The sequence below is a fragment of the Mesorhizobium sp. M7A.F.Ca.MR.176.00.0.0 genome (assembly GCF_004023165.1).
Lineage (GTDB): Bacteria > Pseudomonadota > Alphaproteobacteria > Rhizobiales > Rhizobiaceae > Mesorhizobium.
Genome location: NZ_RZTC01000004.1, coordinates 125648 through 141054 on the forward strand (window position 1 = coordinate 125648; position 15407 = coordinate 141054).

A 15407-nucleotide genomic window follows, 5' to 3' on the forward strand; every position below is an offset into this window, starting at 1 on the left:
TCGGCGCCGACCAGACGGTCGTCGACAGTCATCAGCTTGAGATTGTTGGCGGCGGCCTTGGCGACGATGCCGGGGCCAAGCTTCACGTCCGGTGTGCAGACGATGAAGCCCTGAGCGCCCTGGGCGCCGAGATTGTCGATCGCCGACATCAGCTTCTCACCGTCCTCGGCGCCGATCTTGACCAGGGTAAAGCCCTTCTCCTTGGCGGCCTGGTCGGCGAACTTCCATTCGTCCTGGAACCACGGCTCCTCGGGCTGTTTGACGATGAAACCGATCTTGGTGTCCTGAGCATATGCAGCGATGGTCGTGACGGACAGCACGGCAAGCGCGCCCGCGACGAGCGCGGTCTTCAAAAGTCGCATGATTACCTCCCAGCGATAGACCGGGCGCTCAGCCCGGATGCCGGAGTCTCTAATCGCTTTTATTATACTCGTCAATTGATCTGGTATGATAATTAATGTACATGCTCTGACCAGCGATCGCTGGCGCAATTGATCCGCATCCGTTAAGGGCGGACCGGCTGTGCGAAACCAGCGGTTCGCCGCCTTGGAGGAGGGCTGAGGTGACCGAGATTCTGAAAAAAGCCCCGGGAGATACGACCACTCGCCGCCCGCGCGTGATGCCGGATGTGACCAAGGCGATAGCCTCTGACATCTTCTCCGGGCGCTATCCGGCCGGCTCCTCCTTGCCGACCGAAAACGAGCTCGGCGTCGAGTATGGCGTCAGCCGCACCGTGATCCGCGAAGCCCTGAAGGTGCTGGCCGCCAAAGGGCTGGTGCTGTCGCGGCCACGCATCGGCACGATCGTCTGCAACGAGGACGACTGGAACATCATCGACCCGCAGGTGCTCGCCTGGCACGCGCCGCACGCGCTGGACGACAAGCTCTTCGATGCCATCCTCGAAACGCGCCGCGCCATCGAACCGCTGGTCGCAGAACTCGCCGCCACCCGCGCGACGCTGCAGGAAATCGCCGATCTCGAAGCGGCATGGCGAGGCATGGCCGGCGCCGGCGAGGACCTCGCCGCCTTCTCGCGCAGCGACATCGCTTTCCACCAGATCGTCTATGCCGCGAGCCACAACCCGATCTTTCGCCAGATCGGCAATCTCATCGACACCGGGCTGAAATTCTCGCTCGAGGCGACGGCGGTGATTTCGCTCGACCGGCGCATGGAGGCCGTGGCGGCGCACCGGGAGGTGGTCGAGGCGCTGCGCATGCGCGACGCCGAGGCGGCGCGTGGGGCCGCAAACAAGATCCTCGACCTTGCGGCGCGCGACCTCGTCAGCGCCAAGAAACTCAAGAGCAACTGAGACTGCGCATGAAAATCATCTCGCTCACCACCTACATCGTTCCGCCGCGCTGGCTGTTCCTGAAAATCGAGACCGATGCCGGCGTCACCGGCTGGGGCGAGCCGGTCGTCGAGGGCCGGGCACTGACCGTCGAGGCAGCGGTCAAGGAGCTTGGCGATTACCTCATCGGCAAGGATCCCCGCCTGATCGAGGACCACTGGACGGTGATGCACCGCGGCGGCTTCTACCGTGGCGGGCCGATCCTGATGAGCGCCATTGCGGGCATCGACCAGGCACTGTGGGATATCAAGGGCAAGGCGCTCGGCGTGCCTGTGCATGAATTGCTCGGCGGCAAGCTGCGCGACACGATCAAGGTCTATTCCTGGATCGGCGGGGACCGGCCGGCAGAAGTCGCGGCGGGTGCCCGGGAAATGGTTGCGCGCGGTTTCCTGGCGTTGAAGATGAACGGTACCGAGGAGTTGCAGATCGTCGACAGCCACGACAAGATCGATGCCGCTGTCGAACGCGTCGCCATGGTGCGCGAGGCGGTCGGACCCAACATCGGCATCGCCGTCGATTTTCATGGGCGCGTCCACCGGCCGATGGCGCGTGCCCTGGTCAAAGAACTGGAGCCTTACAGGCTGATGTTCATCGAGGAGCCGGTGCTCAGCGAAAACCGCGAGGCGCTGAAGGAGATCGCCGCGCTTGGCTCGACGCCGATTGCGCTCGGTGAGCGGCTCTACAGCCGCTGGGACTTCAAGTCGGTGTTCGAGGAAGGTGTCGTCGATATCATCCAGCCAGACCTGTCGCATGCCGGCGGCATCACCGAATGCCGCAAGATCGCGGCGATGGCGGAAGCCTATGACGTGGCGGTGGCGCCGCATTGCCCTCTCGGGCCGATCGCGCTTGCTGCGTGCCTGCAGCTCGACGCGGTCAGCTACAACTGCTTCATCCAGGAGCAGAGCCTCGGCATCCACTACAATGCCGCCAACGACCTGCTCGACTATGCCGCCAACAAGGATGTCTTCCGCTACGAGGATGGTTATGTCGCCATTCCCGACGGACCGGGCCTGGGTGTCGAGATCGACGAGGACTATGTCAAGGAACGCGCCAAGGAAGGCCACCGCTGGCGCAATCCGGTCTGGCGCCACAAGGACGGCTCCTTCGCCGAGTGGTGATCGGGCTGCCTTTCAGTCTCTAAGCGCTCCATGAACAATGAGGACTTTGTCCGGCGAGCGATCGCTCTCGAGAAATGGCTCGTTCGTTCCGTTGATGGAGGCGCTTTCAGCGGCGTTGCCTGAACTGGCCATCAAGCGCGATGGCCGCAGTGCGGCACATTCATCGGCTGCGAATTGCAGAGGGACTGTTTGGTGGAGCCAATCGGGATCGAACCGACGACCTCTTGAATGCCATTCAAGCGCTCTCCCAACTGAGCTATGGCCCCACTTCCGGCAGTCAACCGGCGCCGTTTCCGGCGAAGAGATCCGGCGCGGGTTGGAGACCGCGCCGTTAGTGCAGGCGGCTTCTAACCCCGCCCTTCTCAGATATCAAGCCTTCGAGAGCCGCTTTTTCTTCACAGGCCTCGAAAGCCCGCAAACGCCCGCTTTCAAGGCCGATCAGACCTCGTCGTCGTCGTCGCCGACGCCGATCATGTCGGCGACATCGTCGTCTTCTTCCTCTTCGTCGGCAAGGAAGGTGTCATCTTCGTCGTCGCCGAGATCGACGTCGTCCTCGTCGTCGCCAAGATCAGGCAGGTCGTCGCCCTTGACGTCCTCATCAGCCTCTTCGAGCGAGACGACCTCAACGCCTTCTTCTTCCTCGGCGTCCACTTCCTTCTCGGCCACTTCCTCTTCCTCCTCGAGAGCGGCAATTTTGCCTTCCTCGAAATAGGAACGCGGATAGGTCTTGCCAGTGTATGGCGAGACGATCGGGTCCTTGTTCAGGTCGTAGAATTTTCGGCCCGTCTCCGGGTCGATACGTTTTGTGCCAAGTTCGGTTTTTGCCACGGCAAGCCTCGTCAATAAAAGAGTGGTCCCCTTAACCACAGTTTGCAGCGCTGTCAAAGCGAAAAGCCGGCGTCACAAAACCATGCATTGAAAGGCCTCGCGTCAGTGACGACCATGGGGGATGACCATTTCGGCCCGCCGTGATACGAGACCGCCGCAACAAATGAAAAGCGCCGGCCTGCCGGCATTCCGTCCAGGGAAATTCCATGTCTCACGCCGCCGCCCCCAAGCCGGCCACCGCCCGCCAATCCCCAGCCCTTTCCGGCATCGCGCGCGTGCCGGGCGACAAGTCGATCTCGCACCGTTCCTTCATGTTCGGCGGCCTCGCCTCCGGGGAGACTCGCATCACCGGCCTGCTCGAAGGCGAGGACGTGATGCGCACGGGTGCGGCCATGAAGGCAATGGGCGCACATATCGAGAAGAACGGCGACGAGTGGGTGATCCGCGGCACCGGCAACGGCGCACTGTTGCAGCCGGAAGGCCCGCTCGACTTCGGCAATGCCGGCACCGGCTCGCGGCTGACCATGGGCCTTGTCGGCACCTATGACATGGAGACGACCTTCATCGGCGACGCCTCGCTGTCGGGCCGGCCGATGGGCCGCGTGCTGGAACCCTTGCGCCAGATGGGCGTGCAGGTGCTGAAGGCGACGCCAGGCGACCGCATGCCGATCACGCTGCATGGACCGAAGCACGCCGCCCCGATCACCTACCGCGTGCCGATGGCCTCGGCGCAGGTGAAATCGGCGGTGCTGCTGGCCGGGCTGAACACGCCGGGCATCACCACGGTGATCGAGCCTGTCATGACGCGCGACCACACCGAAAAGATGCTGAAGGGTTTTGGCGCCAATCTGTCGGTCGAAACCGACGAGCGCGGCGTGCGCCACATCTTCATCGAAGGCCAGGGCAGGCTGACCGGCCAGACCATCGCCGTGCCGGGCGACCCGTCCTCGGCCGGTTTCCCGCTGGTGGCCGCACTGATCGTGCCGGGTTCGGACATCACAATAGAAAACGTGCTGATGAACCCGACCCGCACCGGCCTGCTTTTGACGCTGCAGGAGATGGGCGGCAGCATCGAAATCCTCAACCCGCGCAATGCCGGCGGCGAGGATGTCGCCGACCTGCGCGTGCGTTATTCCGAACTGAAAGGCGTCATCGTGCCGCCCGAGCGGGCGCCGTCCATGATCGATGAGTACCCTGTGCTCGCGGTCGCTGCCAGCTTTGCCGAGGGGGAAACGCTGATGCAAGGGCTGGAAGAGCTGCGGGTGAAAGAGTCCGACCGGCTGTCGGCCGTCGCCAACGGGCTGAAGCTCAACGGCGTCGATTGCACCGAGGGCGAGGCTTCGCTCGCCGTGCGCGGCAAACCGGGCGGCAAGGGCCTTGGCGGCCATCCCAACGGCCAGGACACCACCGTGCAGACTCACCTCGACCACCGCATCGCCATGAGCTTTCTGGTGATGGGGCTGGCGACGGAAAAGCCGGTGACCATCGACGATCAGGCGATGATCGCGACGAGTTTTCCGGAATTCATGGGGCTGATGAAGGCGCTGGGCGCGGAGATTGGATAGCAAATGTTGCACGACTGGCCAATCCTAGGAGCTTGCCTAGGAGCGGCGTTGGTCCCTTATCTAATTGAGCGTTTTGTTTTCAAAAACCGCGTAGGCATTTTTGCCTTTCTTTTTTGGATTTTGTTACTTCAATTTCTGATGATGTATCTGTCGGTTTACGCAGCCACCCTCCTGGAAAACAACAAATGGGTTTTCCTTGCGGTGCTGATCAAAGGGTTCGGTGCAATGGCTTTTGTAACAATTGGCGTCGTACCGTTTATAGCGCTGCCGCTGTCGGTTCTGATTGCCGCGGCGGTGTTGGCATTTCGATTTTTCAGACCAGCCAAATGAGCTCGACCTTCACCATCGCCATCGACGGCCCCGCCGGCGCCGGCAAAGGCACCCTCGCCCGGCGGTTGGCTGACCATTACCGGCTAAACCTGCTCGACACCGGTCTCACCTATCGCGCCGTCGCCTATGCGCTGATCCAGCACGCGCTGCCGCTCGGCAATGTCTCGGCCGCCGAAACCGCGGCGCGCCAGGTCGATCTGGCAAGGCTCGACCGGACGGTCTTGTCGGCGCATGCGGTCGGCGAGGCCGCCTCGAAGGTCGCGGTGTACCCCACGGTGCGGCGCATCCTCGTCGAGAAACAACGCGACTTCGCCAAGACGCCGCCCGGGGCCGTGCTCGACGGCCGTGACATCGGCACCGTCGTCTGCCCCGACGCCGACATCAAACTCTATGTGACGGCCAGCGCCGAGGTGCGGGCACAGCGCCGGCTGGCCGAGATCGAGAGCATCGGCGGGACCGCTGATTTCACCGAGATCCTCGCCGATATCGTGCGCCGCGACGAGCGCGACATGGGTCGAGCGGACTCACCGTTGAAGCCGGCGGTCGACGCGCACTTGCTTGATACCAGCGAAATGGCTATAGAAGCCGCGTTTCTTGCAGCCATGGCGATCATAGACGACGTGCTGGCCAAGAGAGACAAGGCCTGATCCGGGTTTTCCCTCGTATTTCCGTTGTCGGAGGCGAAGAAAATACCCATATCGGGCGCGAACCAGCCTGCCAGCATTCTTCATGCGCCGGAATTGCCGCTTAAAGAGCGGCCCAGGGTTTTTGTAGCCCGGAACGCCGGCAGGCCAACGCAACGCTAACCTACGGCGCCCGTCCCGCTTCTAGATGCGGGGCACTCCAGGAGAAACAATGTCAGCTGCAAATCCCACTCGCGATGATTTCGCGAGCCTGCTCGAAGAATCATTTACCACAGGCCATTCCGGCGAAGGTCAGGTCGTCAAGGGTACGATCACCGCGATCGAAAAGGACATGGCCATCATCGACGTCGGCCTCAAGGTCGAAGGCCGCGTGCCGCTGAAGGAATTCGGCGTCAAGGGCAAGGACACCACCCTCAAGGTCGGTGACACCGTCGAAGTCTATGTCGAGCGCATCGAGAACGCGCTTGGCGAAGCGATGCTTTCCCGTGAGAAGGCCCGCCGCGAAGAGAGCTGGGTCCGTCTCGAAGAGAAGTTCACCAAGGGTGAGCGCGTCGAAGGCGTCATCTTCAACCAGGTCAAGGGCGGCTTCACTGTCGACCTCGACGGCGCCGTGGCCTTCCTGCCGCGCAGCCAGGTCGATATCCGCCCGATCCGCGACGTCTCCCCGCTGATGCACAACCCGCAGCCCTTCGAGATCCTCAAGATGGATCGTCGCCGCGGCAACATCGTGGTGTCGCGCCGTACCGTGCTCGAAGAGAGCCGCGCCGAACAGCGTTCGGAAATCGTGCAGAACCTCGAAGAAGGCCAGGTTGTCGAAGGCGTCGTCAAGAACATCACCGACTATGGTGCGTTCGTCGACCTCGGCGGCATCGACGGCCTGCTGCACGTCACCGACATGGCATGGCGCCGCGTCAACCATCCGACCGAAATCCTCAACATCGGTCAGACGGTCAAGGTGCAGATCATCCGCATCAACCAGGAAACCCACCGCATCTCGCTCGGCATGAAGCAGCTCGAGAGCGATCCGTGGTCCGAGATCGGCACCAAGTTCCCGATCGGCAAGAAGATCAAGGGCACCGTCACCAACATCACCGACTACGGCGCATTCGTCGAGCTGGAGCCGGGCATCGAGGGTCTCATCCACGTTTCGGAAATGTCGTGGACGAAGAAGAACGTGCATCCCGGCAAGATCCTGTCGACGACCCAGGAAGTCGACGTGGTGGTGCTCGAGGTCGATCCGGCCAAGCGCCGCATCTCGCTCGGCCTCAAGCAGACGCTCGAGAATCCGTGGCAGGCTTTCGCCTCGAGCCATCCGGTCGGCAGCCAGGTCGAGGGCGAGGTCAAGAACAAGACCGAGTTCGGCCTGTTCATCGGCCTCGAAGGCGACGTGGACGGCATGGTGCACCTTTCCGACCTCGACTGGACCCGTCCGGGCGAGCAGGTCATCGAAGAGTACAATCGCGGCGACATGGTCAAGGCGCAGGTGCTCGATGTCGACATCGACAAGGAGCGCATCTCGCTCGGCATCAAGCAGCTGGCCAAGGATACGGTCGGCGAAGCGGCGACTTCAGGCGAACTGCGCAAGAACGCGGTCGTCACCTGCGAAGTCATCGGCGTCAAGGATGGCGGTCTGGAAGTGCGGCTGGTCGACAGCGGCATCGAGACCTTCATCAAGCGCTCCGATCTGAGCCGTGACCGCGACGAGCAGCGCCCCGAGCGCTTCACCGTCGGCCAGAAGGTCGATGCCCGCGTCATCGCCTTCGACAAGAAGACCCGCAAGCTGCAGGTCTCGATCAAGGCGCTGGAAATCGCCGAAGAGAAGGAAGCGGTCGCTCAGTACGGCTCGACCGACTCCGGCGCTTCGCTGGGCGACATCCTGGGTGCCGCGCTGAAGAAGCAGGGCAGCTAAGCATTAGCTGTTGCCGCGCCTTGCGCGCGGCCTCAACAAAAACCCCGCCGGAGCGATCCGGCGGGGTTTTTCTTTGACCGAGATAAAGGTTGGAAGGTTACGCCCTACCGTAAAGCGGCACCAGCGTACCGCTCATCGCCAGATTGGCCGGCGATGCCAGGTAGGCGATGGCTTCGGCGGCGGCTTCGAGGCTGACCCATCTGGTGACATCGGCATCCGGCATGTCGGCGCGGTTTGCCGGCGTATCGAGTGTCGACGGCGCCACGGCATTGACCAGGATGCCCCTGTGCTTCAGCTCTTCGGCCATCGCCACCGTCATCGCGGCAACCGCCGCCTTGCTGGCGGCGTAAGCGACCATGCCAGCGCCGCGCCGCGGATCGAGCCCGGCGCGCGCCGTGACGTTGACGATGCGGCCCGCCGTGTCCGACGACAGCATTGAGCGGATCGCGGCGCGGCAGCACAGGAAGGCGGTGCGTGCATTGGTGTCCATCATCTCGGCAAAGGACGCCGACTCGATCTTTTCCACCGGTGCGGCGGTGAAGCCGCCGGCCAGGTGGATTGAGCCCCACAGGCCTGGAACCTGACTGTAGAACGCCTCGACCTTGGCGGGGTCCGAGAGATCGACATTGTGCACCAACTGGACACGGTCATGCGCGGCGAAGGGAAAATGCGCTGGTGCGGCGGCATGGGCGTTGGGCACATGGCAGATCGCGCCGTCACTCAGCAGTTTGCCGACAACCGCACCGCCGAGCGCACCGGTTCCACCGGTCACGACGATATGCTTGCCTTCAAGTGTTTCCGTCATCTTGGACGCTCCTGTCATTTTTTTATCGTTAGGTCGTTTCTGTGCCGCCGACGCGAAGCGTCGCGCCTTTTGCCCCGTCACTCAATTGACATCTCGACATGGCAGTTGTCGCGTCTTTGCATGCGTCCGCCCACCGGCCGGCCGTGGTTCAAGGCGGCGAGACGGGAAATACGTAGCACTGTCCTTCAGTCAACCGTGATTTCGATGACGCGCGGCAGTCCGGTGGCCCGGGCGCGCTTCAACGCGTCCGCGAGAGCGTCGATGTCGGCAAGCCGTTCGGCGCCGATGCCATAGGCCTCGGCCAGCTTGCAGAAATCCGGCGGCGCCGGCGATACGCCGACCGGCTCGACACCGACATCAAGCATCGAGGTTTCGATCTCGCGGTAGCCTCTGTTATTCCAGACGACGAAGATGACCGGCGCCCGCGCATCGAGCGCGGCGCCCAACTCCGGCAACGTGAACTGGAAGCCGCCGTCGCCGGTCAGGCAGACAACCGGCGCATCGGGTATCGCAAGCGCCGCGCCAATCGCCGCCGGCGGGCCATAACCGAGCGCGCCGAAGCCGGTGGCGGCATTGAACCAGCCGCCTGGGCGGTCGTGGTCGTAATAGAGGTTGGCCGCATAGATCGGCTGCGTCGAATCGCCGACGATGAGCGCGCCCGGCAAGGCGTCGCGGATCATCTCGACGGCGCGCACCTGTGCCTGCAGTGTTGGATTGAGTTCGGCAAAGGCTGCTTCCCGGGCGGCGGCGGCGCGTGTCGGCCCACCCTCGCTTGCCCGGATATGGCCCGTCTGCAGAAGCAGCCCTTCGAGCGCCTCGGCGCAATCGGCCTGGATCGAAACGGTTGCCGGGCGGCGGGCAAGCTGGTCGGCGCCGATATCGATACGGATCAGATTGGCGGGCAGGACAAAGCCGCCATCGCTATAGCCGTCATAGTCGGTCGGGCCGAATTCGGTGCCGGCGGCAATGACCAGGTCGGCGTCGGCCATCAGCGCCCGCACTGTCTTCAGGCTGGGACTGGCCGGCACGCAAAGCGGATGACCATGCAGCAGGCCGCGCGCATTGGTGGTCTGGACGACCGGCGCTCCCAGCCGCTCGGCCAGACGCCGCAGTGGCGCTTCGGCGCGTTTGGCGCCGCCGCCGACCAGGATCAGCGGGCGGTGCGCAGCACCGATGAGTTTGGCCGCGCTGGCAATTGCGGCACCTTCCGGCGCGGGTGGGGTCACATTGCTCAGCATGGCAGCGATGCCATCCGCCGACTTGACCATGACGTCGGTCGGGATCTCGATATGCACCGGGCCGGGCCGCGCCGATGAAAACAGGGCAAAGGCCTGCGCCAGGGCACCGGGCAATTCGCCGGCCTCGGTAACGCGCTGCGAAAACAGCGCCACCTTCTCCATCATGCCGCGCTGGTCCGGCAATTCATGCAGATGGCCCAGCCCCTTGCCCAGCGTCGGCGTGGCGTTGACGCCTGATATGACCAGCATCGGTACCGAATCGGCGCGTGCCTGCCCCATGGCGGTGATGGTGTTGGTGAGCCCCGGTCCGGTGATGACAAAGGCGACGCCCGGCTTGCCGCTGGCGCGCGCATAGCCATCGGCCATGAAGCCGGCGCCCTGTTCGTGACGCGGCGTGACGTGGCGGATATTCGAGCGCGCCAGCCCGCGGTAGAGCTCGACCGTGTGGACGCCCGGAATCCCGAACACCGTGTCGACGCCATGCGCTTCAAGCAGCGAGATGAGGGCTTCGCCGAGTGTCGTCATTGGTTTTCCTCCCCGTCCGGCGCGAGGCCTAGTTCGGCCTCGACAGTCTTGATGCCGATCGCCGCCAATTCGCCGGCCGAGAACATCTCGCCGGCCAGGCAGCCTTCGATCCAGAGTCCGTCGATGATCGCATTAATCGCGATGGCATGGTGGCGCAATTGGCTTGCGTCCGGATTGCGCCGTTCGGCGGCGAGCACCTCAGCCACAACCGCCTCCACCTCATTGCGAAAACCAAGGTAGCCTTCGCGGTGGGCGTGGGCCAAGGTCGGATCCGCTCTGGCGCGGCCGATGAAGGTTGCCCAGAGCGAAAACACCCGCGCATCGATGATCGGCGCATTGAGGTTGGCGGTGACGAAAGCCGCAAGGCGCTGGCGAGGCGAGGCATTCTCCATGACCAAAGCCGCTTTCGCCTGCTCGGTCATGCGGCCCATCAGCGCTGCATAGGCTTCCTGCAGCAATTCTTCCTTGCCGGGAAAATAGTGCCGGATCAGCCCAGCGGTGACGCCGGCACGCAATGCGATGGTGCGCAAGGTGGCGCCCTGCAGGCCATGTTCCGCCACGCTGTCCAGAGTGGCCTCGATCAGATCCTGCCGCCGCCGCTCCTCGCCCTCGCGACGGAACCTGCGGCGGGATGGCATATTCATTGGCGCAGGATCGGTCGCGTCAGGCATGTCGGCCCGCCCTCGCAGGCGATGCAGAGCGCATCCGCCTCGAAGATTTCGACCGTGCAGCCGGCGGCTTCCATCGCGGCTTTGGTCTTTGGAAAGCCTGCAACGGCAATGACCTTGTGTGGGCTGGTCGGCAGCACGTTCAGGCTAAGGCCGTTGGAAGCCGCGAACTCTTCGGCGTCGCCTTCGACCAGCCGGATGTTACGCGCCTTCAGCATCTGATAGAACGGGGCCGGCAAAAGCGGTGAATAGACCAGTGCGAGGTCGTCGGCCAGCGGGCTGATCACCGACATCAGATGCAGGCACGCCTCTTCGCCTTGCCACAGCGGCAGATCAAAGCCGTAGACGGAAACGCCCAGCGGCGTCAGCAGGTTGGAAACCTGCTGGATGCCTTCCTGGTTGGAGCGGACACCGCGCCCGATCACCAGCGTGCGGGCATCGAGCCATACACAATCACCGCCTTCGACCTGGCCAGGAACCTCGACGCGGCCCAGGATTGGAATACCCAGCCTTCGGTAGGTTTCCTCATGCAGCGAGGGCTCCCTGGCGCGCAACGGCTTGCCCATGGACAGGATCAGCGCGCCGCGATCGGTCATCAGCGACGGGTCGTGCGTGAATACCGAATCCGAAAGTCCATCCGCCGTGTCCTCGATCCATTCGATTTCGGCACCGGAAGCCGCCACCAGTTCAGCAAGGAGCGCGTGCTGCGATGCCGCTTTCGCCGGATTGAAACCCGGGCCATAGTGCCAAGCAGCCCTGTCGGCATTGCGCATGGCGTTGGCCGCCGACCGCATCAGCACGCGGCGCAGCGGCGCCGCCATGGACTGTGATCCGAAAGCGCTCATCGAAGTCCTTTTTCGCTGAAAAAAATCGAGAAAATTTCATGGAAGGCTATTTATACACTTGCACAACAAGCTCGCAAGTGCCGTAATAAGCAGGATTGACGGGCTCGCGCCGTTGGGTCCATGCTGAAGTCTGGAGCGGGGCAGTACAGCGTATATGTTGATTAGCCGGATAGACGTTCGACGAACCGCCACCGACCCTGTAGAGGTCACCCAGTGAGCGTGTTGGAAGCTGCCACAGTCCAATCCGGCAAGGCGCATGACGGCGCCGCCGAAGCCATCCACGTCGAAAACCTGCACAAGAAGTTCGGTGAGCTGCATGTGCTGAAGGGCGTCTCGCTGTCGGCGCGCGACGGCGAGGTCATCGCAATCATCGGCGGCTCGGGCTCCGGCAAATCCACCCTGCTGCGCTGCATCAACTGCCTGGAAAACCCGACCAGCGGCATCATTCGCGTCAATGGCGAGGAGATCAAGCTCAAGGCCGACAGCCATGGGCATACGGTTCCGGCCGACCGCAAGCAGATCGAGCGCATCCGCTCCAAGCTCGGCATGGTGTTCCAGAACTTCAACCTTTGGAGCCACATGACGCTGATCGAAAACGTCATCGAAGTTCCCGTACATGTGCTTGGCGTCAAGCGCGATGTGGCGATCGGCGAGGCCGAGAAACTGCTCGCCCGTGTCGGTCTGGCCGAAAAGCGCGACGTCTATCCGGCCTATCTGTCGGGCGGCCAGCAGCAGCGCGCGGCGATCGCCCGTGCGCTGGCCATCAATCCGCGCGTCATGCTGTTCGACGAGCCCACCTCCGCACTCGATCCCGAGCTGGTCGGTGAGGTGTTGAAGGTGATCGGCGACCTGGCGCGCGAAGGCCGCACCATGGTGCTGGTCACCCACGAGATGAAGTTCGCCCGCGAGGTCGCGACGCATGTCGTCTATCTCTACAATGGATTGGTCGAGGAAGAAGGCCCGCCCGAGCAGATCTTCGGCGCGCCCAGATCCGAAAGGCTGAAGCAGTTCATCCGCAACATCGGCTAGGACAGGCCGGGACGGAAGAAAACCGGGAACCAACAACAAACTGGGAGTCATGAAATGAAGACCGTTCTGAAGACATTCGCCGCAGCGCTGCTGCTCGGCGTCGCAGCCATGGGCGTAGCCAAGGCCGATCCGGTCAAGATCGGCGTCGCAGCCGAGCCTTATCCGCCCTTCACCTCGCCCGATGCTTCGGGCAAGTGGGTTGGCTGGGAGATCGACTTCATCGATGCCGTCTGCGCCGAGGAGAAGCTCGATTGCGTCATTACTCCGGTCGCCTGGGACGGCATCATCCCGGCACTGACGACCAAGAAGATCGACCTCATCGTCTCCTCGATGTCGATCACCGCCGAGCGCGCGAAGACGATCGATTTCTCGGACAAGTACTATAACACGCCGACCGCGATCATCGGCCCCAAGGACCAGAAATTCGGCTCCGCCCCGGACGACCTCAAGGGTAAGATCGTCGGCGTGCAGGTTTCGACGGTGCACGCTGTCTACGCCAAGAAACATTTTGGCAGCACAGCCTCCGAGATCAAGGAATACCAGACCCAGGACGAAGCCAACAACGATCTTGCCGCCGGCCGCCTCGATGCGGTTCAGGCCGATTCCATCGCGCTTGGCGAGTTCCTGAAATCCGACCAGGGCAAGGCCTGCTGCGACCTGAAGGGCATGGTCGCTCCCGATGACGAAGTGCTCGGACCGGGCGTCGGCGCCGGCGTGCGCAAGGAAGACACCGAACTGAAGGGCAAGATCAACGCCGGCATCAAGGCGATCCGCGCCAACGGCAAATATGACGAGATCTCGAAGAAATACTTCGATTTCGACATTTACGGCGGCGGCGGCGCGCAGTCGAACTGACGATCCTCGCATGAGCCGTGGGGCATGGCGTCAGCGCCATGCCCCACCTGCCCGATCTTTCCCAGGCATGTTTGCCGCCGACACAGCCGTCGGCGGTTGGCCAGCACTTCGGGGGCGACGCTGATCGACGCACTTCTTTCGGCCTCCGCGGCCGGCATCACCGAGCTTCTCTCGCCCTACCCGCCAGGCTGGGGCGGGACGCTTCTGGTCGGGCTGCTGCACTCGATCGAGATCGCGCTGGGCGCCACGTGCCTCGGCCTTCTGATCGGCACCGGCGGCGCCTACGGCAAGCTTTATGGCGGGCCGGTGGTGCGCGATCTCCTGGCGGTCTACACCACCATCGTGCGCGCCGTGCCCGAACTGGTGCTGATCCTGCTGCTCTATTACGCCGGAACCGACCTGATCAATCAGGCGCTGACGGCCATTGGCTATCAGCGCGTCGATGTGAGCGGCCTTGCCGCCGGCATCGCCGTGCTCGGCTTCGTCCAGGGCGCCTATTCGACAGAGGTGATACGCGGCGCGATCCTGGCCATTCCGCAGGGCCAGATCGAGGCCGCCCGCGCCTATGGAATGTCTCCGGGCCTGCTGTTGCGGCGCATCACCTTGCCGTCAATGCTGCCCTTCGCCATACCGGGCCTCGCCAATCTCTGGCTGATCGCCACCAAGGATACCGCGCTATTGGCGGTCGTCGGCTTCTACGAACTGGCGCTGGCGACGCGGCAGGCGGCGGGTGTCACCAAAGCCTATTTCACCTTCTTTTTCGCGGCGGGCGTGCTCTATCTGCTTTTGTCGCTGTTCTCCAACCTCGTCATCGGCCGGGTCGAGACCTGGTCGCGGCGCGGCATGCCTTCGCTCAAGGAGGCGCGCTGATGGCCAACGAGGCTGCCATCATCAACGTCGTCGCGCGAACATCGCTGTGGCTGCAGCCGCACCGCATCGTGCTGATCCTGATCGCACTGGGCCTTGTTTTGTCGGCTGCCTTTTTCATGCGCTGGGACTGGCTGCCGCAATATTATGAAATGGGCTTGATCGGCATCTGGCGGTCGCTGTGGATCCTGGCCGTCACCTGCGTGCTGGGCTTTCTGCTCGCCGTGCCGCTCGGGCTGGCGCAAGCCGCCGGCTCATTCTGGTTCGCCGCGCCTGCCAAGGTGTTCTGCACGGTGATCCGGGGCACGCCGCTGCTGATCCAGCTCTGGCTGCTCTATTACGGCCTGGGTTCGCTGTTCCCGCAATATCCGTGGATCCGCGAATCCTGGATGTGGCCATATCTCAGGCAAGCCTGGCCCTATGGCGTGCTGGCGTTGACCCTGTCTTTCGCCGGCTATGAGGGCGAGGTGATGCGTGGCGCCTTTGCCGGTGTGCCCAAGGGACAACTGGAGGCGGCGCGTGCCTTCGGCATGAGCCGCTGGAAGGCATTCCGGCGGATCTGGCTGCCGCAGGCCATCTACCGGGCGCTGCCGACGCTGACCGGCGAGACCGTGCTGCAGTTGAAATCGACGCCGCTGGTGGCAACGATCAGTGTCATCGACATCTTCGCCGTTTCGTCCAAGGTGCGGCAGGACACCTACCTCACCTATGAGCCCCTGCTGCTGCTGGCGCTGATCTACATGACGATCACCGGTATTCTGGTCTTCGCCTTCAGCAGGATAGAGGCCAGGATCCCCAACAAGATTGGCTAGAGGGGAGTAGGGGAGTAGGGG

Annotated in this window: 16 protein-coding genes and 1 tRNA gene; 10 read left to right on the plus strand and 7 right to left on the minus strand. The window is 63.3% G+C overall.

What is annotated here, in order from left to right:
* Nucleotides 1-362 (minus strand): substrate-binding domain-containing protein (locus tag EOB59_RS35890; protein ID WP_245486512.1); only part of this gene is annotated, 362 nt, incomplete at its 3' end.
* Between the two features lie 200 nt (nucleotides 363-562).
* Here EOB59_RS35890 and EOB59_RS02885 point away from each other — a divergent pair.
* Nucleotides 563-1309, plus strand: coding sequence for a FadR/GntR family transcriptional regulator (locus EOB59_RS02885; RefSeq protein WP_109665815.1), 747 nt, complete (start codon nucleotides 563-565; stop codon nucleotides 1307-1309).
* Between the two features lie 8 nt (nucleotides 1310-1317).
* On the plus strand, nucleotides 1318-2466 hold the full coding sequence (dgoD, locus tag EOB59_RS02890; RefSeq protein ID WP_127267760.1) for a galactonate dehydratase: 1149 nt from the start codon (nucleotides 1318-1320) through the stop codon (nucleotides 2464-2466).
* A gap of 190 nt (nucleotides 2467-2656) precedes the next feature.
* On the opposite strand, the gene EOB59_RS02895 is transcribed toward dgoD, so the two are convergent.
* Together EOB59_RS02895 and EOB59_RS02900 are read right to left on the minus strand one after the other, a co-directional pair.
* A tRNA-Ala gene (locus tag EOB59_RS02895) sits at nucleotides 2657-2732 on the minus strand.
* Nucleotides 2733-2904: 172 nt separating this feature from the next.
* Entirely contained in the window at nucleotides 2905-3294 is a 390-nt protein-coding gene (locus EOB59_RS02900; protein ID WP_013528180.1) for a TIGR02300 family protein, read from the minus strand.
* 206 nt (nucleotides 3295-3500) lie between these two features.
* Here EOB59_RS02900 and aroA point away from each other — a divergent pair, with 206 nt between their 5' ends.
* The 4 genes from aroA to rpsA all read left to right on the plus strand — a co-directional run bounded on the left by aroA (nucleotide 3501) and on the right by rpsA (nucleotide 7742).
* Entirely contained in the window at nucleotides 3501-4859 is a 1359-nt protein-coding gene (gene aroA / locus EOB59_RS02905) for a 3-phosphoshikimate 1-carboxyvinyltransferase (RefSeq protein ID WP_127808188.1), read from the plus strand.
* Nucleotides 4860-4862: 3 nt separating this feature from the next.
* Nucleotides 4863-5189, plus strand: coding sequence for a hypothetical protein (locus EOB59_RS02910; RefSeq protein WP_127395334.1), 327 nt, complete (start codon nucleotides 4863-4865; stop codon nucleotides 5187-5189).
* A complete protein-coding gene (gene cmk, locus EOB59_RS02915; protein ID WP_127808189.1) occupies nucleotides 5186-5836 on the plus strand; it encodes a (d)CMP kinase in 651 nt (216 codons plus the stop codon). The genes EOB59_RS02910 and cmk overlap by 4 nt, the downstream gene beginning before the upstream one ends.
* Nucleotides 5837-6044: 208 nt before the next feature.
* The gene (gene rpsA / locus EOB59_RS02920; RefSeq protein ID WP_013528183.1) at nucleotides 6045-7742 is read left to right on the plus strand and encodes a 30S ribosomal protein S1; all 1698 of its coding nucleotides are present in this window, start codon (nucleotides 6045-6047) and stop codon (nucleotides 7740-7742) included.
* Nucleotides 7743-7839: 97 nt separating this feature from the next.
* Here the strand turns inward: rpsA and EOB59_RS02925 are convergent, their stop codons facing one another.
* The 4 genes from EOB59_RS02925 to EOB59_RS02940 all read right to left on the minus strand — a co-directional run bounded on the left by EOB59_RS02925 (nucleotide 7840) and on the right by EOB59_RS02940 (nucleotide 11823).
* Nucleotides 7840-8547 (minus strand): SDR family NAD(P)-dependent oxidoreductase, encoded by a 708-nt coding sequence (locus tag EOB59_RS02925; RefSeq protein ID WP_128287606.1) that lies wholly within the window; start codon nucleotides 8545-8547, stop codon nucleotides 7840-7842.
* Nucleotides 8548-8732: 185 nt separating this feature from the next.
* Complete coding sequence (locus tag EOB59_RS02930; protein ID WP_128287607.1) at nucleotides 8733-10310, minus strand: 5-guanidino-2-oxopentanoate decarboxylase; 1578 nt, start codon at nucleotides 10308-10310, stop codon at nucleotides 8733-8735.
* A complete protein-coding gene (locus tag EOB59_RS02935; protein WP_236383290.1) occupies nucleotides 10307-10954 on the minus strand; it encodes a TetR family transcriptional regulator C-terminal domain-containing protein in 648 nt (215 codons plus the stop codon). Before EOB59_RS02935 ends, EOB59_RS02930 begins: the two co-directional genes overlap by 4 nt.
* Entirely contained in the window at nucleotides 10951-11823 is an 873-nt protein-coding gene (locus EOB59_RS02940; RefSeq protein ID WP_127328869.1) for a dimethylarginine dimethylaminohydrolase family protein, read from the minus strand. The genes EOB59_RS02935 and EOB59_RS02940 overlap by 4 nt, the downstream gene beginning before the upstream one ends.
* A 213-nt stretch (nucleotides 11824-12036) precedes the next feature.
* Between EOB59_RS02940 and EOB59_RS02945 the strand changes: the two genes are divergently transcribed.
* From EOB59_RS02945 to EOB59_RS02960, 4 genes are all read left to right on the plus strand, one after another.
* Complete coding sequence (locus EOB59_RS02945) at nucleotides 12037-12852, plus strand: ABC transporter ATP-binding protein (protein ID WP_128287608.1); 816 nt, start codon at nucleotides 12037-12039, stop codon at nucleotides 12850-12852.
* Between the two features lie 54 nt (nucleotides 12853-12906).
* Entirely contained in the window at nucleotides 12907-13707 is an 801-nt protein-coding gene (locus EOB59_RS02950) for a transporter substrate-binding domain-containing protein (RefSeq protein WP_023811511.1), read from the plus strand.
* 156 nt (nucleotides 13708-13863) lie between these two features.
* Nucleotides 13864-14577 (plus strand): ABC transporter permease, encoded by a 714-nt coding sequence (locus EOB59_RS02955; protein ID WP_206622024.1) that lies wholly within the window; start codon nucleotides 13864-13866, stop codon nucleotides 14575-14577.
* The gene (locus EOB59_RS02960) at nucleotides 14577-15386 is read left to right on the plus strand and encodes an ABC transporter permease (protein ID WP_027039831.1); all 810 of its coding nucleotides are present in this window, start codon (nucleotides 14577-14579) and stop codon (nucleotides 15384-15386) included. Before EOB59_RS02955 ends, EOB59_RS02960 begins: the two co-directional genes overlap by 1 nt.
* Nucleotides 15387-15407 lie beyond the last annotated feature (21 nt).

Coding starts and splice junctions, on each gene's coding strand:
- dgoD (WP_127267760.1), top strand. CDS start 1,318: ATGAAAATCATCTCGCTCACCACCTACATCGTTCCGCCGCGCTGGCTG.
- aroA (WP_127808188.1), top strand. CDS start 3,501: ATGTCTCACGCCGCCGCCCCCAAGCCGGCCACCGCCCGCCAATCCCCA.
- EOB59_RS02910 (WP_127395334.1), top strand. CDS start 4,863: ATGTTGCACGACTGGCCAATCCTAGGAGCTTGCCTAGGAGCGGCGTTG.
- cmk (WP_127808189.1), top strand. CDS start 5,186: ATGAGCTCGACCTTCACCATCGCCATCGACGGCCCCGCCGGCGCCGGC.
- rpsA (WP_013528183.1), top strand. CDS start 6,045: ATGTCAGCTGCAAATCCCACTCGCGATGATTTCGCGAGCCTGCTCGAA.
- EOB59_RS02925 (WP_128287606.1), bottom strand. CDS start 8,547: ATGACGGAAACACTTGAAGGCAAGCATATCGTCGTGACCGGTGGAACC.
- EOB59_RS02930 (WP_128287607.1), bottom strand. CDS start 10,310: ATGACGACACTCGGCGAAGCCCTCATCTCGCTGCTTGAAGCGCATGGC.
- EOB59_RS02935 (WP_236383290.1), bottom strand. CDS start 10,954: ATGAATATGCCATCCCGCCGCAGGTTCCGTCGCGAGGGCGAGGAGCGG.
- EOB59_RS02940 (WP_127328869.1), bottom strand. CDS start 11,823: ATGAGCGCTTTCGGATCACAGTCCATGGCGGCGCCGCTGCGCCGCGTG.
- EOB59_RS02950 (WP_023811511.1), top strand. CDS start 12,907: ATGAAGACCGTTCTGAAGACATTCGCCGCAGCGCTGCTGCTCGGCGTC.
- EOB59_RS02960 (WP_027039831.1), top strand. CDS start 14,577: ATGGCCAACGAGGCTGCCATCATCAACGTCGTCGCGCGAACATCGCTG.